We start from the raw sequence: 24109 nt of genomic DNA, 5'->3' as shown, positions 1-24109 counted from the left end.
AGTGTTCGGCGACGTGGGCGGGACGCGGAGCGGCCCCCCGGCCGCTGCCTCCCTAGAATCCCCTCACCGGTCCCGCCCCGCGGTACCGGGAGCGATCCGCCACCCGAAGGTGTGAGGACAGTGCTGTCCGCGGCTCGAGAACAGCAGGTCGGTGCTCTGCACCGGCCACCGTCCGAGACCAGGAGGTACGAGATGGACCAGACCACCACCGTGCAGGACACCGACGTCATCGACGTCCGCGACGTCGTCGACCTCACCACCGTCGCCAACCCGCGCCGCGTGCGTCTCTGACGTCCCACCCCACGGCCGAGGCCGGTCCCGCACCCGCGGGACCGGCCTCGCGCACGTCGCGCCCCCGCCCGGCCCGCCCGCGCCGGGGCCTCGTGCGCTCAGGCGTCGCGCAGCAGACCGGCGCGGTGCCAGCGGTGCATCAGCTCGAAGCCGTTGTCACCGCTGACCCACGGCACGTGCGAGCTGGCCGGCGCCGCCGTGGCCGTCAACGGGTGACCACCGGCCAGGAGCTGCTCCGCGGGAGTCAGCCGCCGGATCGCCACGCCCGCCACCCGCTCGGGAGCGGCCGAGACGAACTCCGCGTACAGCGCCGGGTCGTGCTGGCCGTCGTCGCCCACCAGCAGCCACGTCACCTGCGGCAGCTCCCGCGCCAGGCGCGCCAGGGTGCCGCGCTTGTGGGCGCTGCCGTCGCGGAACCAGCCGGTGTTCGTCGGGCCCCAGTCCGTCAGCAGCAGCGGGCCCTCCGGGTAGCCGGAGCGGCGCAGGAAGCGCGTCAGCGTCGGCGCCACGTTCCACGCCCCCGTGGACAGGTACAGCACCGGTGAGCCGGGGTTCTCGGCCACGAACTGCTGGTACATCTCGGCCATGCCGTTCACCGGCACGCGTGCCTTCTCCGTGAGCACGAAGCTGTTGTAGGCGGCGAGCAGGGGACGCGGCAGGCGCGTGACCACGACGGTGTCGTCGATGTCCGACAGCAGCCCCAGCTGCGGCTGCGGGCCCACGACCACCACGCGCGCGCTGCCCCGGTGCTCCCGCGCCACCTCCGGCGCCCGCTCCGCCCCGCCCTCGGTGTCGTCCTCCACGCGCTCGACGGCGTCCACGTCCACGTCGGCGTCCGGGCCCACCGTCAGGGTGACGAGGTGCTCACCCGGCGGCAGGTCCACGTCCACGACCTCGTCGATGTAGCCGCCCCGGTCGGTGCGCAACCGCAGGCGCCGCCCGCCCAGGTGCACCGTCACGTCCGTACCCGCCACCGGCACCGTCATGAAGTTGCGCCAGCCCCGCACGCTGCGCACCGCGTCGCGGCGCAGGTCCTCCGCGTCGTCCTCGCGGCCCAGCAGCACCCGGCCCAGCACCCGCACCCAGCCCGGCCCGCCGTAGCACGGGTAGGCCAGTGCACGAGCGTGGTACCCGCGCCGCCGCAGCCCGGCGCCGACGACGCCCTTGACGGCGTCCTCCACCCGCGCGGCCCGGTGCAGGCCGTGCTCCCCGGGGCGGGGGGTCAGGTCCAGGTCCCGCAACCGCTCCAGGTCCCGCATCGCCTCGCCGCGGCGGAACGACCTCGCGCCGCCGCCCTGCTGCCCGGTGATCACGGGCCCCACGCTAACGGGGCTCGAACCCCGCGGCGAGACGGCGGAAGCCCTCGTCCAGCGGCACGCGCGGCGACCAGCCCAGCGCCTCACGGGTGCGGCGCTGCTCGAACCAGTGCGCCGTCGACAGCTGCTCGGCCAGGAACCGCGTCATCGGCGGCTCGTCGGCCACCCGCAGGCGCGTCCAGGCGCGCTCCACGACGCTGCCGGCCACCTTCGCCAGCACGGAGGGCACCCGACGGGTCGGCGCCGGCACGCCGGCCGCCTCGCAGATGCGCGCGAAGACCTCCGCCACCGTGCGCGGCTCGCCGTTGGTGACCACGAACGCCTGCCCGTGCACCTCCTCGGCGCGGTCCAGCGCCGCCACCAGGGCGTCCACGGCGTTGTCCACGTAGGTGGTGTCCATCAGCGCCGTGCCGTCGTCCAGCAGCGGCAGCCGGCCCGCGCGGGCCCGGTCGGCGATGCGCTGCACCAGCTGCGTGTCGCCGGGACCGAGCACGACGTGCGGACGCACCGCCACCACGGCGAAGCCGGGGGAGTCGGCGGCCAGCGCCAGCAGCTCCGCCTGCGCCTTGGTGATCGCGTAGGAGCCGTGCGCGGCGTCCGGGTCCGCGGGCGTGGTGCCCACCCCGACCAGGGCGGAACCGGCGTGGGCGACCGACGGCGAGCTGACCATGACGAAACGGCGCACGCCCGCGGCGCGCGCAGCCGCCAGCAACCGCTCGGTGCCGCGCACGTTCGTCTCCACGTACTCCGCGTGCGGGCCGGTGATGGACACCTTCGCGGCCAGGTGCACGACGGCGTCCACGCCCTCGCAGGCCCGTTCCAGGGCCGCGGGGTCGCTGACCGAGCCCAGCACCTCCTCCAGGCCGCCCAGTCCGGCGGGCCGGCGCTGCAGCACGCGCACGTCCTCCCCGCGGCGCGCCAGGGCGAGGGCCGTCTCGCGTCCCAGCATGCCGCTGGCACCGGTGACGAGGACCTTCACGCGAGCCTCCCGGCACGGTCTCCGGCCAGCACCCGCTCCGCCCAGGAGGCGACGCGGACCCGGTCGATCTTGGAGTTGTGCCGCACGTCCGTCGGCAGGGCCGGCACCAGCAGCACCGCCGCCAGGTTCCGGCCGGTGGCCCGGCGAACCGCCTCGGCCAGCGCCGGGGGAGCGACGGTGGTGCGGCCCACCGCTCCCGTCACCGCGGTCTCGGGCTCGGCGACCACGACCAGCTGGCGCGCCTCGCGCGGCCCGACCCCGACGAGGGCCGCGCGGGCGATCCCGTCCACGGACTCGGCCCGCTGCTCCGGGCCGACGGGCGTGACGACCTCGTCGGCGGTGACGACGACGTGCGCCAGCCGCCCCTCGATCCACACGCGGCCCGCCTCGTCCAGGTGGCCGACGTCGCCGGTGCGGTGCCAGCGGCCCGCGCCGAGCGCCCGCGCCAGCTCGGCGGACGGCCGCACCCGGACGCTGGCCGCGTGCGTGACCCACAGCTGGTCGTAGCGGTCCTTGACGTGCTCGCCGCCCACGACGACCTCACCGGTCACCCCGGCGACCGCGTCCACCTCGTCGCCGGCGCGGCCGTCGGCGTCCAGCGGTGCGATGCCGACCACGACGCCCGGCACGGGCCTGCCCACGCAGATGCCCTCGCCCTCCCCGGCCTCCAGCACGTCCGAGAGGCTGACGTCGGTGGCGGGCAGCACCTCGGTGGCGCCGTACGGGGTGCGCGGGTCGGCCAGCGGCATCAGCTCGCGCACGCGCTGCAGCAGCGGCGTGGGCACCGGGGCACCCGCCGACAGCAGCACCCGCACCCCCGCCAGCGCCTCTCGGCGCCGCTCGTCCAGCGCGTCCGCGGTGGCCAGCACGTTCACGACCGCCGCCGGCGACAGGAACGCCGAGGTGGCCCCGCTCGCGGCGACCGCGTCGGCCAGCGCCGTCGCGGTCAGCGTCGCGGGCCGGGTGACGTCCATGGCGGGCACCACGCACGTGGCGCCCAGCGCGGGACCGAACAGCGCGAACGGCGCGAACGCCGACACCAGGGGGGCGCCGGGCCCGGTGCGGATGACCGCGCCCATCGCCGAGGCCAGCCGCGACAGCTGCGCGTGGGTGTACACCACGCCCTTGGCGGGCCCGGTCGAGCCGGAGGTGAACAGGACCGCGCCCTCGGCGCCCGCCTCCGGCTCCGGCGGCAGGGGCAGGCCGGCCGCGAGCCGGTTCTGCCCGCGCTCGGCGACCTCCAGGAGCGTGGCGGTGGCGTCCGTGGCGCGCAGGACCGCGTCGCTCACCGGCCCGGCCGCCACGCGCCGCCCCGGCCAGCGCAGCGCGCGCGCCGCCGCCAGGGCCTTCGGCACGCCGACCACCCAGTCCACGCCGCTCCCGGTGACCGCGCGGGTCAGCCCCCGCACGCCCAGGCCGGCGTCGGCGACGACGGCCACCGCGCCCACCCGCAGCACCGCGTACAGCGCGGCGGTGAGGTCCGCGCCCGGCGGCACCAGCAGCGACACGCGCTGGCCCGGCCGCACGCCCATCGCCTCGAAGCCGGCGGCCAGCTCACGGGTGCGCCGCGCCAGCAGCGACCAGCTGATGGCCCGGAAGGTGCCGTCGGGGGCGACCTCCACCACGGCGGGGCCGTCGTCGCCGGAACGCTCCTCGAGGGCCGCCCACAGCCGCGGTGGTGCGCCCGCCTCGACGGCGCCGGCCGTGGGCCCGGAGGTCGACCCGAGGATCGACTCGGGGGCCGGCCCGGCGGTGGACCGCTCGTCCAGCCACTGCACGACGGCCGGGGCGAAGCGCGGGTCCTCCGGCGTCAGGTGGCTGGCGCCGGCGAAGCGGTGCACGTCCGCGTGCGGCAGCCGGCGGCGCCAGTCGCGCAGGAACCACTCGCCGAAGACCGGGTCGCGCGGGCCCCACAGCACGAGCGCCGGCACCCCTGCGGCGCGCAGGCGCTCCACGCCCCCGGTGACGGCGTCCAGCGCGGGCCGGCTCGGGTGGTCGTGGCCGACCGGCACGTCCGCGACGAAGTCCTCGATGCCGGCGCGGTCGGGCGCCGTGCCGTAGGGCAGCCGGTACGCCGCCCGCACGCCGGCGGGCAGGGCCGGCTTCGGCAGCGCCAGGGTGGTGCGCAGGAACACCTCCGCGCGGCGCGTGACCAGCGGCAGCACCCCCGGCAGGGTCGCGGCGCGCAGCGCACCCGGCGGCGGCGCGTCGGCGGGGTAGGAGGCGGCGGTGTTGGCCACCACCAGCCCGGCCAGGTGCACGTCCCCGGACCCGGCGCGGTGGCGGCCGGCGCCACCGCTGGAGCGCTCCAGCTCCGCCGCGGCCCAGCCCGTGACGACGATGCCGCCCCAGTCCTGGCCCACCGCCACGACCGGCCCGCTCAGCTCCAGGGCGTCCACCAGGTTCGTCAGGTCCCCGACGCGCTGGGCCAGCGTGCGGTGCACGCCGGTGCGTTCGGAGAACCCCATCTCCAGCTGGTCCACGGCCACCACGCGCCACGGCACCGGCGCCGACGAGGCCGCCGCGGCCAGGTGCCGCCACAGGTACGACCACGTCGGGTTGCCGTGGACGCACACCAGCGTCCCGGCGACCTCGCCGGGGGAGGCGTCCGGGGCCGTGTCCAGCAGGTGCCACGTGCGGGGTGCACCGGCGCTGTCCGGAGCCTGCACCAGGCGCGACCAGGCCGGGTCCAGCCCGGGCAGGCCTGCGGGAGGCAGCGCGGCCGGGCGCAGCGGAGCGGTCACCACCGCGGCAACCCCCGCTGCTGGCGGGGACGGGGAGCGGGGAGCCTCACCACGCCAGCTCGAGCATCGCGGTGTTCAGGCCCGACCCGACGCCCATGGCGATCACGCGGTCGCCGCGGCTGAGCTCGGGGGCCGTGGCCGCCAGCGTCATCGGCAGCGAGATGGGCCCCACGTTGCCCCAGCGCGGGAAGGTCATCGGCACCTTCGCCGGGTCCACGCCGATGCGGTCCACCAGCGTCCGGGTGTGCACCTTCGAGATCTGGTGGATGACGAAGCGGTCGGCCTGCCGCCAACCCCACAGCCGGTCCCCGCCCTCGAAGGCGTCGGAGACGATCTCGATGCCCTCGTTCAGCATCAGCTTGGCGTCGGTGCGCATGTGGTTCGCGTCGCCGATGCACAGCTCGTGGTGAGCGGTCCCGGCGCGCGTCACACCCCCCAGCACCCGGTGCGCCTCGGGGTGCTCGTCCGCGCGCCCGATGACGGCGGCGGCCGCGCCGCAGCCCAGCGTCATCGTGGCGAACTCGTTGAGGAAGTCCTTGCGCGTGATCCCGTCGCGCTGCAGCCGCGCGATCGTGCCCTCGTGCATGGAGCGCACGTCCTCGGCGCCCAGCACCACCGCGTAGCGGATCGCACCGGCGTCGATCATCGCCGAGGCGACCTGCACGCCGTTCACCCACGCCAGGCAGGCGTTGGTCAGGTCGAAGTTCATCGCCGACGCCGGCAGGTCCATCCCGTGGTGCACGGCGGTGGCGATGGCCGGCTCCAGGTGCGGGCGCGTGACGGTCGTGCTGATGACCAGCCCGACGTCCTTCGCGTCCACCCCGGCCTCGGACAGGGCCTTGACGCCGCACTCGGCGGCGACGTCGGCGGCGTTCTGCCCCTCGGCCCACCACCGGCGCTCGCTGACCCCGGCGACCTTCTCCAGCAGACCGGGCTGCATGCGCAGCCGCTGCAGCGTCGGGGCCAGCACGTCGTCGAAGTACGACGACGGCACGACCACCGGCGCTTCGACGTGCGACACCGACAGCAGGGCCGCGTTGGCCGGACGGAAGGTCGAATTGCCCAGCGCGTCCCCGCCGGTGGTGTCGTTCAAGGGCTTCCCCACATCCTCGGTCCTGCGCCGCCCGGTGGGCAGGCGCCGGGTCCCCCGCGGGGACCCGGCGCGGCTGTCGCGGCGAGGGATCAGGTTAACCGTCCTCCGGCTCGGCGCCTCCCGAGGCGGTGCCGGGGCCTCGCGGGCGCGGTCGCACCGCGGCTCGTGCCCCCGCGCCGGGGCGTGCGTGGGGGGAGCTGACGCCGTGCTACGGTTTTCCTCGTCCTGAGCGCACCCGCGTGGTGCGGCAGGGGCACTCGTCCGGGTGGCGGAATAGGCAGACGCGCTAGCTTGAGGTGCTAGTCCTCGTATAGAGGGTGGGGGTTCAAGTCCCCCCTCGGACACAGATGGTGGGGTTGCGACCTGCGCCGTCCCTTGATCGGACCCCTCCACGGCGCCTGTGCGCGCGGAGCGGTACAAGCCCGCAGGCACGGCCCCTTACTCCTGGAGTGTGGACGCACCCGCTTCCGGTGGGCCCGCAGCGGCCGGGGTTGCCACGCCCCTCGGTGGTCTTCAGGTGGCTGCGCCCGTCCCGTGCGCCGACAGGGTGGTGGGTGCACAGCCCCTGCCGCCCGTGCACCAGGCGCCGCAGCAGCACCTCGGTCGGGCCCGACCGCCCGGCACGCTCGAGCGGGGGTGCCACGAGCGCGCTCACCGAGTGGACGCCCACACCCACGGCCGTGACGAAGGCGGTGCCCGCCCCCACGCCCTGGCCGGCGCCCGCAGCGGGACCTGGGCGATCGACTGCAGCGGGTGGCAGGTCAGCGAACCCTGCCCCACGGCTCTCCCCACCGGCCGAGCGCCGGCCGGCACCCAGCGCCCGCCTCCGTGCCCACCTCCGCCACGCCGAGCACGGAACCACCCGGCGCCAGGCGCCGCAGCAGCGGTAGGTGCTCGGCGGGGCGCTGCAGGACGCGTCGGCGCGCGAGCAGGACGCCGCAGCACCGCGGGGCTGGGGAAGACCAGCGCGACCAGCGGCACGGGCGGGCCGGACGAGGCCCGGGGACCCCGTTGAAGGCCGGGCAGGGCAGCAGCGCCAGTGCACCGGCCACGACGAGCGTGCGCTCTCGTTCCCGCAGCAGCAGCACCACGGCCAGCCCGAGCGGGCCGTGGACGAGCAGTATGCCGCTGCCGAAGAGCAGGACCAGGCGGGCGGAGCCGAAAGCGCCCAGCCGCAGCGTGCGGCGCAGCAGCAGCGAGCGGGTGCGCCGCGCTGCTCCTGGCGGCGCGCGATGACGGTGAGCCCGTACGCCGGGAGCAGCGTGAGCATCGGGAAGGCGCGGTCGTCGACGAACACCCCCGATGACGACGTTGACCGCCCGGTCGGCGTTCGTGCCGTCGACGGGGCGGAAGGAGGGGCTCAGCTCTCGCCCGCTGATGTGCGAGACGCTGTTGACCGGTGCGATGCCGAGCAGCGCGATCGCCGCGGGCGATGTGGGGCGCCGGTGAACGCTCGGCAGCGTTGAGCGGTGCGCGTGGACCGGGGGCAGGGGGTGCCGTGGTCACTGCGGCAGCGTCCCACCGCGGCGCGCCCGGCAGGGCTGTCCGGCCCGACTGATCCTGGTACCGGGACAACTGTCTCAGTACCGACGGCGGGCTCAAGGGGTCAACGCACCACTTGGTGGAGCGACGTTACTGGCGGCCTGGGCGATGCCGGGTCGTGTCTTCATTTCGTCGGGGGCCAGGCTTGCGCGGCCGCTCGTGGCTGAGGTCACCGCTGCCCGGTAGACCTCGGCGGGGGTGCGCCAGCCGAGGACCTCGCGTGGTCGTCCGTTGAGCTGTGCGGCGAGGGCGTCGAGGGCGTCCTGGTCGAGCAGGCGCAGGTCGGCGGCGCGGGGCAGGTACTGGCGCAGCAGGCGGTTGGTGTTCTCGTTGGTGCCTCGTTGCCAAGGGCTGCGGGGGTCGCAGAAGTAGACCGGGCAGCCGGTGTCGGCGCTCAGGCGGGCGTGCTGGGACATCTCCCGGCCGCGGTCCCAGGTCAGCGACCTGCGCAGGTGCGTCGGGACCGCGTTCAGGGCACCGGCGAGGGCGGGGTGGACGTCCTCGCCCTTGAGGCCGGGGAGCGCGACCAGGACGGTGTACCTGCTGGTGCGCTCGACGAGGGTGGCGATGGCCGAGGGACGCCGGCCCATCACGAGGTCGCCCTCCCAGTGGCCTGGAACGGCCCGAGTCTCGGCCTCGACGGGGCGCTCTCGCCACGACCTCATGTCTCGCAGCCGTCCTCGCCCGGTCGGCTGACGGGCGATCTTCGGGTAGCGCATAGCGCGCCCGGTCCTCAGCTGCTGGGTCAGCCGGCGCGGCAGCGGCGGGCAGTGGTGCGGCACGAAGAGGCTGAGGTAGATCGCCTCGTGGCTGATTCGCATGGCGTGGTCATCGGGGTGCTCCAGGCGGAGCCGGTGGCTGATCTGGCGTGGTGACCACTGCATCGCCAGGCCCTGCTCGACCGCGGCGCGCAGCGCCGGGTGGCCGGTGAGCTTGCTGGTCTTGGGGCGCTTGGCGCGGGCGTGGGCCGCGGTGTCGGCATCGAGGGCACGGTAGCTGCCGCTACCGCCGTTGCGAGCCACCTCGCGGGAGATGGTGCAGTGCGGGCGCCCAAGGCCCGCCGCGATGGCACGCAGACTGCGACCGGCCGCCAGGCCGCGGGAGATCTCCTCCCTCTCGATCAGCGACAGGTGCCGGGTCGAGCGTCCGGCGGGGCGGGTGCGGACACCACCGGTCGCGGCGAAGTACCGACGGACGTGCTGGACGGGGACGCCGAGGTCATGGGCGACAGAGCGCACCGACCGACCGGTGCGCCACTGCGCCCAGGCACGGTCCTGCTGCTCCAGGGACAGATGAGGCCGGGGCACGGACACCTCCACGAGTCGTGATCATCGTGGTGGTGCGTTGACCCCTTGAGCCCGCCACCGGTTGTGGGGCGAGGCGGCACTGTCAGCGGCGTGTGACCTGCAGCGGTAGGTGGCGCGGTCCTGACGGCAGGAGGTAGCGCCACGGAGGGTGCCCAGCACTCGTGCTGAACCAGGTCCGGCTCTTCCGACCCCGAGCTGGAGGCGCATCCCCTCGTGCATCCGGGGTCGGCCGCCACGGACCCGCTCTTCCGCCTCGACCGGGGCCGAGGCGTTGACCCGGGACCACTCACCACCGCCGGGGGGCGAGGACCCCGCCCGGCTCGCCTCGCGCGGAGCCGGGCGGGCCCCTGCGGCCCCTCCCGCGCTGCTCGCAGCTCCACGGCTCAGGCCGCGGGTGCGGCGCCGGCCCCTTCAGCGACCGGCGGCGACGGCGGGGCCGGCCCCACCCGCGAGCTGCCAGGGCCGCACGAGCAGCACCAGCACGGAGGTGCCGAGCGTCAGGGCGGCCAGGATCACCACGCCCATGGCGCGTGCGTCGTTGCCGAGCAGGCCCACCAGCGGCGAGACCAGCGCGCCGACGCCGAACTGGACGGCTCCCAGCAGCGCGGCGGCCGCGCCGGCGGCCTCACCGTGCCGGGACAGGGCCAGTGCCGGAGCGTTGGGCAGGGCCAGGCCGGTGCAGAACAGGACCGCCCACAGGGGTGCCACCACCCCGACCAGGCCACCGGTGCCGGTGGTGGACAGCACCACCAGCGCCGTGCCGGCGAGCAGGCCGCCGAGGGTGCCGGCCAGGAGCACCTGGGCCGGGGCGAAGCGGCGCAGGGCCAGCGGGTTGAGCTGGGTGGCCGCGATCAGCCAGAAGGCGCCGGCGCCGAAGAGGAGCCCGAACTGCTGCTGGTCCAGGCCGAACTGGCCCTGGTACACGAACGAGGCGCCGGCCACGTAGCTGAAGAGGGCGGCCATGGTCAGCCCGGCCACCAGGACCAGGCCGAGGTAGGTGCGGTCGCGCAGCAGAGCGCGGTAGGTCCGCACGGTGGCGCCCAGGCGCAGGGGACGGCGCCGCTCGGGCGGCAGGGTCTCGCGCAGCGCCCGCGCGCCGACCGCCAGCAGGAGCAGCCCGTAGAGGCCGAGCAGGGCGAAGATCCCGCGCCAGGAGGTGAAGCGCAGCACCTCGCCCCCGATGGTCGGGGCGAGCACGGGGGCAGCGCCCATCACCAGGAACAGCCGGGAGAGCATGGTGGCCGCTGCCCGCCCGTCGTACAGGTCGCGCACGATCGCCAGGGCGATGACGGCGCCGGCCGCGGTGCCCACGCCCTGCAGCACGCGCAGCACGCCGAGGACGGCGATGTTCGGTGCCAGCAGCACGAGCAGCGAGGCGAGCACGTGCAGGGCGGTGCCGGCCAGCAGCGGTCGCCGCCGGCCCAGGGCGTCGGAGAGCGGACCGATCACGAGCTGGCCCAGGGCCAGGCCGACGAGGGTGCCGGTCAAGGTCAGCTGCACCGCGGCCTCGGTCGTCTGCAGCTGAGTGACGATCGTGGGCAGGGCCGGAAGGTACATGTCGATCGTCAGCGGCCCGACGGCGACGAAGGCCCCGAGCACCAGGGCGGTGCGCCCCATGCTCGGGCGGGACGGCTCGACCGGGCCGCTCGCGCCGGTGGCGGGCGGGAGGTCCGTGCGCGAGGTCATGTGGGGTCTTCCGTCGCAGGGCTGGGGTCAGCCGAGCGCACAGGAGCCCGTGGCTCCCCGTCCACGCGGCGAGGACGACAACCGGCGCAGGACACGGATCCATTCCCGACTCGCCACCGGCAGCCCGGACGCCGCGCCCACCCCGTGCGACCAGCGAACAGCGTGGTGCCCGCGGTGCTCGTGGCCGCGTCCACCAGGAGACGGGGCCACGAGCACCGGCAGGGCCGCAGCCGGGGAGCACCGCAGGTCCACCTTCCGGGGCACCTGCCGGGTCGCGGCCAGCACCCGATCTGCGCCTGCGCGGCGAGGACTTGCCCGTCCTGGGTGGGCACGAGGGCCAGCAGGCGCGGACCCTGCCACTGGACACCTCCGCTGCGGTGGAGCAGCGGTACAGGCATCGAGGCTGCTGACGACGGCGCCCGCGGGAGTCCAGCCCGAGCGCGCCGCGGCTCCAGCGGGTGTGAGCGCAACCCCCGGGCCTGCTCCTCCGCCAGCTCTTCGGGGAGTCCCCGCCAGTGCAGCCACTCGGGGTCGAAGCCGCTGGGGTGCCGGAAGAGCGGGGCGGTGTCCAGCAGCGCGTGCGCGAGGGCGTCGGCGGTCAGCTCGCGCTGGTCGCGCACGGCGCGCCGGTACTGGCGCCCGAAGGCGGCCTGCGTTCCGAGGAGGGCAAGCGCTTCGTGCGCGCAGGTCGGTGCGCTGACGGTGCACTGCCGAACGCTGCTGGATCCGCGGCAGTCGCACCTGCTGACACCTGGCCCGCACCTCCTTCTAGGTGCGGCAGATCGCTGGACGAGCGACCTCGCGGGAGCGTGCTCACCCGGGTGATCGGTAAGCTGCCGGTCATCGGCGCGGCGGGTGGCTGGCTGGACGAACGGGCCGGGATCCACGAGGCGGTCCGCCGTACCTGCAGCCTGCTCCGCTAGCAGTTCGCCCCGAGAACTGCCGCACGCGCAAGGGCGGGTCTCGCCTCCCACCGGTCCTGCTGCGCCGTACCGTCCGTGCTGCACCTCCGCGCCCAGGCAGCCGCCTGGAGCAGGTCAGCGCTGTGCGCGCTGCGGCATCACCTGATCGGGGGCTCAAGGTGGTCGGGGAACCTGCCGATGCCCGTGCGGGGACGATCTCGTCCCCGGTGCTTCAGGAGGCTGAGTCGTACACGTCATGACCGCAGAGCCGATGATGGGCGAGCGCGCTCGGCGCCGATGGCTGCCGCACGGCACCCCGCTGCCCGATGACGTGTGGCGCTCGCGTCACCGGACCTTCCTGACCGCGGCCTGGGTGATCTGCGTGCTCACTCTCGTCTGGGCCGGCACTGTTCGGGGCGTGGTGCACGCCGTCCTGGACTGCCTGCCCATCGCCGTGGCTGCGTCGGCGGGCAGCCTGGCCAGCTTGCGCATCGGAACCTGGCGTTGGGGGCGGGAGGCGGCCTCGTGCGCGGTCATGCTGGCGCTGATGATCGCTTCAGCGGTGGCCGTGCACCTGGCCGGAGGGCTGATCGAGGCGCACTTCCTGTTCTTCATCGCGGTCGGCGCCGCCGCGGCCTACCAGACGTGGGCGCCGTTCCTGGTCGCGATCGGCTTCGTGCTCGTCCACCACGGCCTGCTCGCTTCGGTGTCCGGGCACGCGATCTTCAACCACCCCGCCGCGCAGCAGCGGCCGTGGCTGTGGGCGCTGATCCACGGTGCCCTGCTCGCGGCGGCCGCCGCGGTCGGCGTCGCCTCCTGGCGCGCCGATGAGCTGGTGCGCGCGCGCCTGGACCGGCTCGGGGCCCGCAGCCGCCTGATCCTGGGCACGGTCACCGACGGCATCGTGGCGCTGGACGCGGAGGGGCGTGTCCTGGAGGCGAACCCGGCAGCGCTGCGGCTGCTCACCACCGGCCCGCTCGGTCTCGCATCGATCAAGGGCCGAGAGCTGAGCGAGCTGGTGCACGGCTACGATCACGGCCGCTCGACGGCTGCTGGGCGCGTCACCTCCGCCCATCGGGCCAGCACCTGTCGCGCCGGCACCCGCACTCCGGTGGAGATCACGGTGGCGCTGGTGCACGACGATGAGCGTGTGCGCGCTGTGGTCACGTTGCGGGACCTGTCCAGCGCTGCCCGCGCCGAGGACGCCGAGCGCGCTCTGCTGGAAGTGGCCGAGCGTGAGCAGGCCCAGCGCGAGGACGTCGCTGCGCTGATGACGGCGGTGCGCCCGCCGACGTTGTGCGTGCCGGGGCTCCAGCTGGCGGTGGCCTACGAGCCGGCCGCCAGCGCACCGGCGGGTGGAGACCTGTACGACTGGCTGCTGCTGCCCTCCGGCGAGGTCCTGATCGTCGTGGTCGACGCGATGGGCCGGGGCACCGGTGCCACGCGTGAGGCGCTGGCGGTGACCTCCACGGTGCGCACCCTGGCCGTGGCCGGGGTCGAGCTGGGCGATCTGGTCGATCGTGCGGGCTCCGTCGTGGAGGTGACGCACCCTGAGCTGATGGCCACCGTCCTCATCGCCGTGCTCGATCCGGGTACCGGGCGGTTGCGCCTGGCCGGTGGTGGTCACCCGCCCGCGATCCTCGTCGGTACCGGGGGAGCGCGCGAGGTCGCCGCGCACGGGCGGGGAGTCGGCTACCCCGAGCCGGGCAGCGTCGCGATCACTGAGGTCGTCCTCGCTCCCGGCGAGAGCCTGGTGCTGTACACCGACGGGCTCCTCGAGGGCACCCGGGACATCGACGCGGGTCTGCGGGAACTGGCGGGCACCGCGGCAGGCATGGCTCGGGCGCCCGTGCAGGAGTTCGCCCAGCGCCTGCTGACCGAGGTGAGCACCTGCGCGCGTGAGGACGACGACTGCCTGGCTCTGGTCATCCGTCGCTCACCCGTGGCACGGGACTCGGACCCCCCGCACTCCCTCGCGGGTGCAGCGGCACCGTAGGAAGAAGGGCCGCTGCGCGAGCCGGTGACCCGACCTGTCACCGGCTCGCGCAGCGCTCCCCTGAAGCAGATCGCCGCCGACTTCGACATCCACGTGATGATCTTGTCGGGGTGGACGCGCCAGGCCGACGCCGTCCCCCGCGAGCGGGAGGTGCCCCCACCCCGTGCATCGCCCGCCGTGGCGTCGAGCACGGCTCCGGCCTCTGGCGCACCCGTCGGTCGGCATGCCGCCGATCGCTGGCGCTCGCGCGTTCGAATGCCAGGACCACGCATCGGTGACGCGACAGCCCTCCCCCCCCACCACCACCAGGATCGCCAGGGACGACGGTGCCCGCCTCACCGTGGCCAGGACCTCGTCGGCGACGGCAGTCGCTGCGCAAGCAGAACTCGTCGGCTCAGGAAGGGGTGTGTGACGCCAGGCTCGCTGCCCGGGCACCGATGGACTCACTCGGGGACTCTCTCGAGCTCGGTGTCATGGACCGCCCGGAACCGGCCCCCACCCCCGGTCGTCCTCGCCTCCCGATGTCTGAAGCGCCGGTCTCATGAGATTGCGCAGCGGCAACTGAGCGCGGCTGGGCCTGACTTCGGCGCCCTCTGCTGAATCACTCGTGAGGGGCGATGCGCGGCGCCCGTAGCCACTGAGGCTTCGTCGGTAGCAGTGTCGAGCTTGAGCGGCGCGGGTCCAGTCGCAGGCGTGCCTCGTGCTCCACGCCCCCGGCCTGGCCCTCTACTCGGCAACCTGCAGGCTGTAGTAGTCGATCTTCTCGGCCAGGACGGTGAGGGCTGCATCGAGGCAGCGGCGCCGCTCGAGGAGTTCTTGTCTGCGTCTGCCCAGGAAGGCCACCCGCTCGTCGCTGTCCCGGCCGGGCGCCTCGGTGCGCAGCAGCCGGGTGAACTCCCGCAGGTCGGCGATGCCGAGGCCGGCGTCACGCAAGCACGTGATGATGCCTGCCCAGGCCAGGTCGTCATCGCAGTAGACACGGCGCCCGCCTGCGGTGCGGGCGATGGGAGGTAGCAGTTCCTCCCGTTCGTAGTACCGCAGGGCGTCCAGGCTCAGGCCGGTGCGCTCTGCGGCTTCGGCCGGCGTGTACGTCGTCACGATCGCTTCCCCTCCATGGCTGTGGCCGATGGGCTTGACCTGGTGCGCGCTCCAGGTACCAGAGTGCCTCAAGAGCACCGACGACGGAGGGAACAACATGATCGACGTGGCGCTGGGCGCGATGGACTTCGGCACCCGGGTGGATGAGGCGACCTCGTTCCGGCTGCTGGACTGCTTCGTCGAGCGAGGGGGTGAGTGGATCGACACCGCCAACTGCTACTCCTTCTGGGCCGATGCCAGTGGCGTGGGCGGGCAGAGCGAGGAGGTCATCGGGCGCTGGCTGACCTCCCGCCCCCAGCTGAGCGACCGGGTCCGGATCAGCACCAAGGTCCGTCAGCAACCCACCACCCCCCACGTCTGGCCCGAGTCGGCAGAGGGCCTCTCCGCCGAGGCCATCCAGAGCGCGGCCCGGGCCAGCCTGCAGCGGCTGCGACGTGAGCACGTCGATCTGTACTGGGCCCACGCCGAGGACCGCGGCGTGCCGCTCCAGGAGACGGTCGAAGCCCTCGCTGCCCTGTGCGCGGACGGGCAGGTGGGACGTCTGGGGGCCTCGAACCACGCTGTGTGGCGGGTGGAGCGGGCTCGCCACCTGGCCACCGACCGCGGCCTTACCGGCTTCACCGCACTGCAGTACCGCCACTCCTACCTCTTCCCGCGGCCCTGGGCGCCCCTTCCCGACGCCGGGCACATGCTCCTCACCCCTGAGGGCCTGGACTATGCGACGTCTGAGGATCTGGAGCTGTGGTTCTACACCCCCCTGCTCCACGGCTCCTACGTTCGCGATGACCGCCCCTTCCCCGAGGTGTATGACCACCCCGGCACCACCAAGCGCCTCACCGCCTTGGACCGCGTCGCCCGCGAGACCGGGAGGACGCGCAACCAGGTCGTCCTGGCGTGGCTGTCCGCTCTGGCTCCGCACGTCCGGCCCATCGTCGGGGTGAGCACCGTGTCCCAGCTCGAGGAAGCGATGGATACGACCGACCTCGCCATCGAGACGCGGCACCTGCTCGACGAGGCGATCTGACGCGGAACACGGCTCGGCCGGCTCACCTGCCGACCTCACCCGTGGCGGTGACGGTTCAGCGCCACGGTCACACCTCGCAGGTACCTGAATGCTCATCCTTCGCGCCAGCCTGGACGTGTCGGAGGGCCTGCACCGGCTCCGGGGCCGGTACCCACGCCCCGTCCGCCGTCCCAGCGGCGGGCAGATCCTGGCTCCCAGCACCCGTGGCCGGAACTCCTACGTGAACTCGGCCCGAGCCTTCGTCGAGCACGGCATCGCCCACCTCAAGACCCGCTGGCGAGCCCTGGCCCGAGTGACCCTCTGCCCTTGGCGCATCCCCCTCGCGGCCACAGCCCTCGTCCTCAGCGGCCTGGAAGACCGCTACCGACAAAGGCTCATCCACGCCGCGGTGCATCGGCTACGCACCGTTGAGGGTGCGACGACTGGCGGCGTGTGGTCGACCCTCAGTGCCGGTGGGCTCGATCAGACCGCAGGGTCAATGCGCTCGATGTTGGTCCAGCCAGTCCAGCCGCGCTCCTCGAGGATCGCGAGCAGACGGGGCGCGCACGGGAACGCCTCGACGAACGCCGCGTCGAGCAGGGCGACCAGGTCGTCGCTGATCGGCTGTTCCTCCTCCACGCCCGCGTACTCGTCAGCCGCCGCCTCCAGGAAAGCTTCCACGCGGTCCGCCAGCGAGGGCAGTCGCGGGTCGTCGGGTGCGCACTCGGCGAGGTCCCCGATGTCGAGGTAGAGCCGGCGCAGCGTCTCGTCCTCGATCTGCGCATGCTTGAGCGTCATGAAGGCCGGGACCTCATCCTGCATCCGGGCTGCGATCAGGATCCAGCTGTCGCGTTCGACCTCGATCAGCCGTTCGGGGAACCCGAGCTCGTGCATCCGGTTCAAGTAGGCGACCACCTCGGGCGGCAGCGCCAGGCTGTCGCCTGCCGCGAGCCGGGCGATCCGCTCCCGATGACGCTGGCGTTCGCGCATCTCGGCGCGCAGGCGGCGGTCGATGTCTTCGAGTGCCGCTGCGAACGCTTCGTCGCTAGCCGACAGCAGTTCGCGGACCCGCGACAGCGGTACGCCGGCGTCGGCCAAGGTGCGGATCCGGATGAGCTCCACGACGGCCGAGGCGCCGTAGCGCCGATAGCCGGAATGGTCGCGCGCGGGCTCGGACAGCAGGCCCTTGGCGTGGTAGTGCCGCACCGCGCGGACCGTCACGCCGGCGTAGGAAGCGAGCTGGCTGATGGTCAGCATGGAGCTATTCTGCGAGCCTCTTGGCGATGTTGCGGTTGAGCGAGGTCCGCCATGTGACCAGGTGTGGGGTGGTGCCGCGCAGGCGGGCGTCGCAGAACGAGGCAACGTCGGTGCCTGTGACGTCCAGGACGCTCTTGCCCTGGGCCGCGCTGGCCGTGAAGAGCTCGAGCACCCCTTTGAGAAGGACGATGATGTCCGTGGCGTCGCCGCTGGCGAACTTCCACAGATAGGACTTCACCTCGTCGTAGACGACTCGGTAGTCGCGGGGCAGTGCGCTTGCACGCGCCTCCATCGCTTTCCACTCCTTCTTGTCGCCAAGGACCTTGGTCAAGAAGCTGCTCATGTCGGAACCCCTACGTTGAGTCGTTCGTCGGTGAGTGTCAGGAGGTCTTGCGGCGGTAGGTGCTCATCGCGAGCACATGGGCGGCGAGCAGTAGACCCACGCACCAGGCGATGGCGATCCAGCCGTCGTCGCCGACCGGTTGCTCGGCGTAGAGGCTGCGGAGGGTGTTCACGATCGCGGTGACGGGCTGGTGCTCGGCGAACCAGCGCACTGGACCCGGCATCCCGGAGGTGGGCACGAATGCCGAGCTGATGAACGGCAGGAATATCAGGGGGTAGGAGAACGCGCTCACCCCGTCCAGCGACTTCGCGGTCAGCCCGGGGATGACCGCCAGCCAGGTCAGCGCGAGTGTGAACAGCAGCAGGATCCCGAAGACTGCGAGCCAGGAGAGCACTCCAGCGCTGGAGCGGAAGCCCATCACGACCGCGACGAGCACCACCAGTGCGAGAGAGATCAGGTTCGCCGCTACCGAGGTCAGGACGTGTCCCCACAGCAGGGCAGACCTGGCGATCGGCATCGACTGGAACCGGTCGAAGATGCCGCTGGAGACGTCGGTGAAAAGCCGGAAGGCGGTGTAAGCGACACCGGAAGCGACGGTGATCAGCAGGATCCCCGGCAGCAGGTAGTCAACGTACTGCCCACCGCCGACGTCGATCGCGCCACCGAAGACGTAGACGAACAGCAGCAACATGGCGATCGGCGTGATCGCGGTCGTGATGATCGTGTCGGGGCTGCGAAGGACGTGACGCAAAGACCGTTTCAACAAGACGGTCGTGTCACGCAAGACGTAGCTGGCCATCACCGGGTCACCCGCGCGCTGGAGCCGCCGTCGTGGCCGACGACCGCGAGGAAGACGTCTTCGAGGCTCGGCTGCTTCTCGACGTGCTCCACCTCGGCCGGCGGGATCAGCTGCCTGAGTTCAGCGAGGGTGCCGTCGGCGATGATCCGCCCCTCGTGGAGGACCGCGATCCGGTCGGCGAGGTGCTCGGCCTCGTCGAGGTACTGGGTGGTCAGCAGCACCGTGGTGCCCCGGCCGGCGAGCTCTCTGACCGTTGTCCAGACCTCGATCCGTGACTGCGGATCGAGGCCCGTCGTCGGCTCATCGAGGAAGAGCACGGGCGGATCACCGATCAGGCTCATCGCGATGTCGAGGCGCCGACGCATACCGCCGGAGTAGGTCGCCACTCCGCGCCCGGCCGCATCGGTCAGCTCGAACCGGGCAAGCAGGTCGTCTGCGACAGCCCCTGGACGCTTGAGGTGTCGCAGCTCGGCAACGAGGACGAGGTTCTCCCGCCCGGTGAGCACCTCGTCGACTGCGGCGAACTGCCCGGTGAGGCTGATCGACTCTCGCACCCTCGCGGGTTGAGTGGCGACGTCGTAGCCGTCGACAGTTGCGGTTCCGCCGTCGGCCTTGAGCAGCGTGGACAAGATCCTCACCGCCGTGGTCTTGCCTGCCCCGTTGGAGCCCAACAAGGCGACGACCGCGCCCGAGGGAACGCCGAGATCCACGCCCGCGAGCACCGCGTGGTCGCCGTAGGACTTGGTGAGCCCGGCCATCTCAACAGCCAGTGTCGTGGTCATAGCGACACCTTCCAGCCATGACCCTGCGTCAAGGTCAAGCCCCGCCCCTCAGTGGCCATGACCGCAGCAGATGCACCTGGACGTCCTGGGCGAGGGCCTGCCGAGCGCCTACGCACCAGTCACGCTGGTGGAGTCCGGGCACGTGGAGATGCCTCAACCCCCGGCCAAGGAAGCGGCTCGTCTACGCCGATCCCGCAGAGCACCCGTTTCGCCCCATTGCAGGCGCCTGAGGCAGTGGTGCACCTTCACGGTCATGCCGCCGTCCGCGCTCGTTCCCGGACGCGAGGTGGCCCGCCGTACGGCCCCACGTCGGCGTCAGCGCCAGTAGTGCAGCGTGCTGCGCCGTTGCCCGTCGCTGACCGTGGAGCCGACGTTGTGAACCCGGCTGACCACCTCGCTGGCCATGTCCTCGGTGTCGGTGTCCGTGCCCTCGGCGTAGGCGGTGAGGTTCGTCCGAAGCAGGTGCACGTCGTCGGTGCCGTCGTGGAAGACGACATCGAGCACCACCGCGCCGTCCAGGAGGCGGTGGTAGCGGGTACCGAGCACCTTGGTCCGTGGCTCGTGCGCCACCTCGAGCAGCGCTTCGACTCGCCGGCGCACGGCTTCGACGTCGATCAAGAGTCCTCCTGCACCGCTCATCCGAGCATGACCACTTTGAACGATCGCATGGTCATGACGCGCCGTGCATCGCGGTCATGCCGTGCTCAGTGTGGTGCCCGCCGTCGCGGCACGCCTCGGTGCACCACACTGCACGCGTGCTCCGCCTCACCGTCTCCGCCCGCATGACGCCCGTCGTCCTGCTCTCCGGATGCGCGGCCAACGACGGCACAGCGGGAACGGGCCGCACCTCCACCCCGCCGCCTGACGCCGCCGACCAGGAGACCGCATCGATGACCACGCACCGCGTCCAACTGCCGCGCCGCTAGTGGACCGTCATCGATGGCACCCTCGACAACGAAGTCGACACCATCACGGTCGAGGGCGAGAGCGCTGCCGCTGCCCGCAGCTCGGCGATTCGCGGGGAAGGCTGGAACCAGCTACCGCCGGCTCCCGGAGGGCTCGATCCGGCCGGCCTCCAAGCACGGGCTCTGTCCGATGACCCGGTGTCGGTGGAGTTGACCGAGGCGCGGTGGAGGTACATCACCACGGCCCTGCGCACGCGGCACGAAGTCGGCCGTGCCGCGGGCACAGACCCTTCTGAGCTGATCGAGCTCGACATCACCGCGTTGATCGAGGACAGCCTCGGCTCCGCTTGAGGTCGGCTGTCGCGGCCACCGACACGACCACCTCGCGCTCATGTCGCGTCGTGGAGGTCGTCGGCTCCCCGGTACTCAGCGACGTGCCGGGAAGCTCATGTGGGTAACTCTCTCGCTGACGACGACACCGATCGGATCGGCCAGCGACAACGGGGTGTGGCGGTGGGTGAAGTACCTGCGGCCGTGACCGAGGAGGACCGGAACCAGATCGATGCGCACCTCATCGAGCAAACCGGCGGCGTGGACCTGCGTGGCGACCTCGCCGGCGGCCACCCCCACCACCCGCTCGCCGGCGATCGCGGTCGCCGCGGCCACCGCCTCCTCGAGGGTGCCGGCGAAGGTGAAGTCCTCGGAGCCCGGGTAGCTCCATCCGCTGGGGGGCTCGTGGGTGACGACCACGATCGGCACCCCCAGCGGATGGCGCCCGCGCCAGCCGTCGGTGAGGTCGAACTGACGCCGGCCCACGAGCAGGCACCCCAGGGACGCCACCCAGGCGCGCCAGTGCGCAGCGCTGGTGGGCGTCAGGTGGAACGGCGGCAGGTCGCCGGCGTTGGTGATCACGACATCACCGGCGGAGTACCAGTCGAAGAGGGGGCCGGGATCGTCGTTGGGCAGGGCGATGAAGCCGTCCAGGGACGTGGAGGCGGAGGAGACCAGTTGCGCCATGTCAGAACGGACCCGCTCAGCCCGGTCGACTCATCGCTGGAGGCCGCGGGTTCCTGGCCTCGCCAGGTCTGGCGCGCTGCGCATGTCGCTCGCTCATCCCGCTGTCGGGGGAGTCCATGACCGGTTACAGGAGTCGGACGTCGTAGTCGCTGAAGCGTCGATCGACGCTGAGCAGTCGCAGCCCTCGGCGGGCGGCCTGCGCGATGAGCATGCGGTCGAAGGGATCGTCGTGGTGGCGCGGCAAGGCGCCGGCGGCCAGGCCGTCGTCCACGGTGACCGGCAACTCGGTGAAGCCCTGCCGCTCCAACTCCTCGTGCAGACCGTCCGGGACGGTCAGCTTGCCCAGCGCAGCCTTGATCGACATCTCCCACGCCGAGGCCGCGGAGACGAACACCTCGTTCTCGCCGTCGGCCACGGCGGCTCGCATGCGCTCGGGCAGTCGTTCGTCGTCGCTCAGCCACCACAGCAGGACGTGGGTGTCGAGGAGGAAGGTCGTCACAGGTGCGGCTCGACGTCGTCGTGGAAGGCTGCCACCAGGTCCTCGGAGGTGTGGTCGAAGTCGGCGGCGATGACCACTCGCCCCTTCCACGCTCCGGGACGACGCGTTCCGCGCGAGCGGGCCGGTACCAGGCGAGCCACGGGCTTGCCGGAACGGGCGATCACCACGTCCTCGCCCCGCTCGACCGCTTCGAGCAGGCGCGACAGGTGCGTCTTCGCCTCGTGCACGTTCACCGTCTGCGTCATGACCCCACGGTAAGGACTAAGTCGGACTAAGTCCACTGCGTGGAAGCGGTGTTCGACAGCTGCTGCGACGTCACGGTCATCCCGCGTTGTGTGTGGTCGTCGGCGACCGACGACGACCTCACATGGTTCCTCTCTGTGTCGAGCGGGCCTCTTGCGGCGGGCCGACCGAGTGGAGATGCTGGTGCTGGCGGGCCCGGGAAGTGGCTCATCCGAGGAACCGACACCGGGGTCGCAGTCGGTCGCGCTGGAGTCAAGAGCCGCCCGCGCCTGCCCTCCCGGGCCCGTCATCGCCGCCTCGATCACCCACGGATCCTGCGCCGCCTCCGCCGGCAGCGGCCAGACCTGAGCGCCCGTCGAGGCGGCCTCCGATCCCGCAGGTCCCCGCTCAGGAACCGGCGGCGCCGGGTTCATCCGGTCATCAGCGTCGGCCACCATCTGGCGATAGACCACGTTGGACAACCGCCGCTTCAATGCCCGCAGCGCCTCCATCGACGACTTGCCCTCCCCGCGTTTGCGGTCGAAGAGCACCCGCCCCGCCGTGCCGGGCTGGCGCCGCTGGACGATCGCCATCGTGTGCAGCACCCGGTTCAGTCGCCGGTTGCCGGCGCGGGAGAGACGGTGGTGCTCGTTGTCGCCGCTGGAGGCATCGATCGGGGCGGTGCCGCTCCAGGATGCGAAGTGGTCCCGAGTCGGGAACCGGGCGATGTCCCCGACATCGCCCAACAACCACGCAGCACTCGAGGGGCCGATGCCGTAGAGATCCAGCAGGTGCGAACCGGAGTCGATCACCAGCTGCTGCAGCTGCCGGTCCGCGGCCTTGATCCTGGCTTGGATCGCGGCGAGCTCCTCCACCAACTCGCCCGCCAACTGTGCCCCCATCAGCGCCGCAGGGCCCGCCAGGGCCAGCCCATCCAACAGCTCCCTCGCGTGCGCGGCAGTGAGGAACCGCATCGCTCCACCACCGATCAGCTCACCCAGCAGGCGGTGGATCCGATCGACGATCTCGGTCTTGCGGACCCCCAGCTCGTCACGGCGATCAGCCAGCAACCGCAACGCCACCGTCTCGTCGTCGACGGTGACCACCCGCAGACCTGCGCTCCGCCTGCCGGTGGTTACTTCGCGTCGTTCGCGGTGTCGGGCGGCGACCGTGGCGATGGAGTGGGCGCCGTTGGCGCCTTCAACCGCCCACGTCCGGGCCGGCCACTGCCCGACGGCGGCGAGCATGGCACGGTAGCCGTCGGTGCCGGTGACGAAGCGCTGGCTCAGCAGGACGTGTTCCGCTTCGTCGACGACCTCGATCGTGGCGGAACGCTCGTGCGGATCCATCCCGATGGCCACCGCCGGGACCACTGCCCGAGGTGTTGTTGATTTTCGTGTCCTCATCGCTGCTCCCCGCCTCGTCCTGGCCCTTGATGGGGCGGGGTGGGCAGCACTACTTCGGGATGACCGAGCAGACCTCTCCTGAGCCACTCCCCGCCAGCGGTGCCCGACGCGGCGCAGACCATGTGAGAACCACACCGGTGGAGCTGATGGGCAGTCGATAAGGGAACGACACGTCGGGCACCTCGACACAGCCTGGCCGGGCTGTTGCCGTGAAAGAAGTGAACAAGTAGTCGATGTCCGCATCTTGCGTCCGCCGCTCCGGTGCCTGAAGCGTCACGGCTTTCATGCCGCTTCCTGATGAGTCAGGATGACGATCATGCCCCAGCGGTACCCCGCCGAGGTCCAGGACCGAGCGGTGCGGATGGTCCTGGACCACCAAGGCGACTACCCCTCCCTGCGCGCGGCGTGCGTAGCCATCAGCGAACGTCTCGGGGTCTCGCGCGCCAGCCTGCAGCGCTGGGTCGATCAAGCCCAAGTCGACGCCGGCACCAAGCCCGGGCTGAGCAGCGCCGAGGCCGAGGAGATCAAGGCACTGAAGGCGGAGAACAAGCGCCTGCGCGAAGCCAACGAGATCTTGCGCTCCGCCTCGATTTTCTTCGCGCGGGAGCTCGACCCGCGCCAGCGCTGATCATGCAGTTCATCGATCAAATGAGGGAACGAGGCTTCGCGGTCGAGTCGACCTGCGCCGTGCTCACCGAGCAGGGCTGTCCGGTCGCCGCGAGGACCTACCGGGCCTGGAAGCAGGGCCCGCCTCCCGCAGCACGCACGGTCTCCGACGCTCACGTCCTGAACGCTTTTGCGCACGACTGCTGGGCGGCCGGAGTCGCTGTACGGGCGACGCAAGATGGTCGCCCACCTGCGCCGGACGGGTCTGGCCGTGGCGCACTGCACCGTGGACCGGTTGATGCGGGCCGAGGGCATG

Annotated in this window: 20 protein-coding genes, 1 tRNA gene and 1 pseudogene; 7 read left to right on the top strand and 15 right to left on the bottom strand. The window is 72.6% G+C overall.

The features are described 5' to 3' along the window. Positions 1-389: 389 nt before the first annotated feature. From ACRYR8_RS15155 to ACRYR8_RS15140, 4 genes are all read right to left on the bottom strand, one after another. The gene (locus tag ACRYR8_RS15155; RefSeq protein WP_432484612.1) at positions 390-1550 is read right to left on the bottom strand and encodes an App1 family protein phosphatidate phosphatase; all 1161 of its coding nucleotides are present in this window, start codon (positions 1548-1550) and stop codon (positions 390-392) included. Positions 1551-1614: 64 nt separating this feature from the next. Further along, positions 1615-2586, bottom strand: a complete 972-nt coding sequence (locus ACRYR8_RS15150; RefSeq protein WP_432484578.1) for an NAD-dependent epimerase/dehydratase family protein — start codon at positions 2584-2586, stop codon at positions 1615-1617. Then, a complete protein-coding gene (locus ACRYR8_RS15145) occupies positions 2583-5333 on the bottom strand; it encodes an alpha/beta fold hydrolase (protein ID WP_432484580.1) in 2751 nt (916 codons plus the stop codon). The genes ACRYR8_RS15150 and ACRYR8_RS15145 overlap by 4 nt, the downstream gene beginning before the upstream one ends. Positions 5334-5376: 43 nt before the next feature. Beyond that, the gene (locus tag ACRYR8_RS15140; protein WP_432484582.1) at positions 5377-6423 is read right to left on the bottom strand and encodes a 3-oxoacyl-ACP synthase III; all 1047 of its coding nucleotides are present in this window, start codon (positions 6421-6423) and stop codon (positions 5377-5379) included. A gap of 259 nt (positions 6424-6682) precedes the next feature. On the opposite strand from ACRYR8_RS15140, the gene ACRYR8_RS15135 reads away from it, so the two are divergent. Next, positions 6683-6767: transfer RNA gene (locus ACRYR8_RS15135), tRNA-Leu, on the top strand. A 1374-nt stretch (positions 6768-8141) separates the two neighbouring features. Here ACRYR8_RS15135 and ACRYR8_RS15130 read toward each other — a convergent pair. Together ACRYR8_RS15130 and ACRYR8_RS15125 are read right to left on the bottom strand one after the other, a co-directional pair. Beyond that, positions 8142-9272 (bottom strand): annotated as a pseudogene (locus tag ACRYR8_RS15130) (IS30 family transposase); the annotation flags it as partial. Positions 9273-9683: 411 nt separating this feature from the next. Further along, positions 9684-10958: a multidrug effflux MFS transporter gene (locus ACRYR8_RS15125; protein ID WP_432484584.1), complete on the bottom strand. Its 1275-nt coding sequence runs from the start codon at positions 10956-10958 to the stop codon at positions 9684-9686. A gap of 1284 nt (positions 10959-12242) precedes the next feature. Between ACRYR8_RS15125 and ACRYR8_RS15120 the strand changes: the two genes are divergently transcribed. Next, the gene (locus ACRYR8_RS15120; RefSeq protein ID WP_432485336.1) at positions 12243-13856 is read left to right on the top strand and encodes a PP2C family protein-serine/threonine phosphatase; all 1614 of its coding nucleotides are present in this window, start codon (positions 12243-12245) and stop codon (positions 13854-13856) included. A gap of 726 nt (positions 13857-14582) precedes the next feature. On the opposite strand, the gene ACRYR8_RS15115 is transcribed toward ACRYR8_RS15120, so the two are convergent. Further along, complete coding sequence (locus ACRYR8_RS15115) at positions 14583-14957, bottom strand: MerR family transcriptional regulator (protein WP_432484614.1); 375 nt, start codon at positions 14955-14957, stop codon at positions 14583-14585. A gap of 94 nt (positions 14958-15051) precedes the next feature. On the opposite strand from ACRYR8_RS15115, the gene ACRYR8_RS15110 reads away from it, so the two are divergent. Next, positions 15052-15978, top strand: a complete 927-nt coding sequence (locus ACRYR8_RS15110; protein WP_432484588.1) for an aldo/keto reductase — start codon at positions 15052-15054, stop codon at positions 15976-15978. Positions 15979-16440: 462 nt separating this feature from the next. Here ACRYR8_RS15110 and ACRYR8_RS15105 read toward each other — a convergent pair whose 3' ends face one another. From ACRYR8_RS15105 to ACRYR8_RS15085, 5 genes are all read right to left on the bottom strand, one after another. Further along, a complete protein-coding gene (locus ACRYR8_RS15105; protein WP_432484590.1) occupies positions 16441-17214 on the bottom strand; it encodes a MerR family transcriptional regulator in 774 nt (257 codons plus the stop codon). A 4-nt stretch (positions 17215-17218) separates the two neighbouring features. After that, entirely contained in the window at positions 17219-17557 is a 339-nt protein-coding gene (locus ACRYR8_RS15100; protein WP_432484592.1) for a DUF1048 domain-containing protein, read from the bottom strand. Between the two features lie 37 nt (positions 17558-17594). After that, positions 17595-18356 carry an ABC transporter permease gene (locus ACRYR8_RS15095; RefSeq protein WP_432484616.1) on the bottom strand — a complete coding sequence of 254 codons (762 nt, stop codon included), beginning with the start codon at positions 18354-18356 and terminating at the stop codon, positions 17595-17597. Then, the gene (locus tag ACRYR8_RS15090; protein ID WP_432484594.1) at positions 18356-19138 is read right to left on the bottom strand and encodes an ABC transporter ATP-binding protein; all 783 of its coding nucleotides are present in this window, start codon (positions 19136-19138) and stop codon (positions 18356-18358) included. The genes ACRYR8_RS15095 and ACRYR8_RS15090 overlap by 1 nt, the downstream gene beginning before the upstream one ends. A gap of 315 nt (positions 19139-19453) precedes the next feature. After that, a complete protein-coding gene (locus tag ACRYR8_RS15085) occupies positions 19454-19756 on the bottom strand; it encodes a hypothetical protein (RefSeq protein WP_432484596.1) in 303 nt (100 codons plus the stop codon). Between the two features lie 137 nt (positions 19757-19893). On the opposite strand from ACRYR8_RS15085, the gene ACRYR8_RS15080 reads away from it, so the two are divergent. Next, positions 19894-20064, top strand: coding sequence for a hypothetical protein (locus tag ACRYR8_RS15080; protein WP_432484598.1), 171 nt, complete (start codon positions 19894-19896; stop codon positions 20062-20064). A 183-nt stretch (positions 20065-20247) separates the two neighbouring features. Beyond that, positions 20248-20394 carry a hypothetical protein gene (locus tag ACRYR8_RS15075; protein ID WP_432484600.1) on the top strand — a complete coding sequence of 49 codons (147 nt, stop codon included), beginning with the start codon at positions 20248-20250 and terminating at the stop codon, positions 20392-20394. 75 nt (positions 20395-20469) lie between these two features. Here the strand turns inward: ACRYR8_RS15075 and ACRYR8_RS15070 are convergent, their stop codons facing one another. The 3 genes from ACRYR8_RS15070 to ACRYR8_RS15060 all read right to left on the bottom strand — a co-directional run bounded on the left by ACRYR8_RS15070 (position 20470) and on the right by ACRYR8_RS15060 (position 23142). Then, positions 20470-21060 (bottom strand): dihydrofolate reductase family protein, encoded by a 591-nt coding sequence (locus ACRYR8_RS15070; protein WP_432484602.1) that lies wholly within the window; start codon positions 21058-21060, stop codon positions 20470-20472. Positions 21061-21184: 124 nt separating this feature from the next. Then, positions 21185-21559 (bottom strand): type II toxin-antitoxin system VapC family toxin, encoded by a 375-nt coding sequence (locus tag ACRYR8_RS15065; RefSeq protein ID WP_242124821.1) that lies wholly within the window; start codon positions 21557-21559, stop codon positions 21185-21187. Continuing rightward, positions 21556-23142, bottom strand: a complete 1587-nt coding sequence (locus ACRYR8_RS15060) for a type II toxin-antitoxin system prevent-host-death family antitoxin (protein ID WP_432484604.1) — start codon at positions 23140-23142, stop codon at positions 21556-21558. The genes ACRYR8_RS15065 and ACRYR8_RS15060 overlap by 4 nt, the downstream gene beginning before the upstream one ends. A gap of 352 nt (positions 23143-23494) precedes the next feature. Between ACRYR8_RS15060 and ACRYR8_RS15055 the strand changes: the two genes are divergently transcribed. Further along, a complete protein-coding gene (locus ACRYR8_RS15055; protein WP_432484606.1) occupies positions 23495-23815 on the top strand; it encodes a transposase in 321 nt (106 codons plus the stop codon). A gap of 168 nt (positions 23816-23983) precedes the next feature. Next, positions 23984-24109, top strand: a 126-nt coding sequence (locus ACRYR8_RS15050) for an IS3 family transposase (protein ID WP_432484618.1), incomplete at its 3' end; no start/stop codon positions are given.

This window comes from Kineococcus esterisolvens (assembly GCF_050871405.1).
In the GTDB taxonomy this organism is placed as follows: domain Bacteria; phylum Actinomycetota; class Actinomycetes; order Actinomycetales; family Kineococcaceae; genus Kineococcus.
The sequence above is the reverse complement of the archived record's forward strand: the minus strand, read 5'-3'. Positions and strand labels throughout refer to the sequence as shown.

What these genes read in the sequence shown, in the direction of transcription:
- ACRYR8_RS15155 (WP_432484612.1), bottom strand. Translation starts at nt 1,550, where the DNA reads ATGCGGGACCTGGAGCGGTTGCGGGACCTGGACCTGACCCCCCGCCCC.
- ACRYR8_RS15125 (WP_432484584.1), bottom strand. Translation starts at nt 10,958, where the DNA reads ATGACCTCGCGCACGGACCTCCCGCCCGCCACCGGCGCGAGCGGCCCG.
- ACRYR8_RS15110 (WP_432484588.1), top strand. Translation starts at nt 15,052, where the DNA reads ATGATCGACGTGGCGCTGGGCGCGATGGACTTCGGCACCCGGGTGGAT.
- ACRYR8_RS15105 (WP_432484590.1), bottom strand. Translation starts at nt 17,214, where the DNA reads ATGCTGACCATCAGCCAGCTCGCTTCCTACGCCGGCGTGACGGTCCGC.
- ACRYR8_RS15100 (WP_432484592.1), bottom strand. Translation starts at nt 17,557, where the DNA reads ATGAGCAGCTTCTTGACCAAGGTCCTTGGCGACAAGAAGGAGTGGAAA.
- ACRYR8_RS15095 (WP_432484616.1), bottom strand. Translation starts at nt 18,356, where the DNA reads ATGGCCAGCTACGTCTTGCGTGACACGACCGTCTTGTTGAAACGGTCT.
- ACRYR8_RS15090 (WP_432484594.1), bottom strand. Translation starts at nt 19,138, where the DNA reads ATGACCACGACACTGGCTGTTGAGATGGCCGGGCTCACCAAGTCCTAC.
- ACRYR8_RS15070 (WP_432484602.1), bottom strand. Translation starts at nt 21,060, where the DNA reads ATGGCGCAACTGGTCTCCTCCGCCTCCACGTCCCTGGACGGCTTCATC.
- ACRYR8_RS15055 (WP_432484606.1), top strand. Translation starts at nt 23,495, where the DNA reads ATGACGATCATGCCCCAGCGGTACCCCGCCGAGGTCCAGGACCGAGCG.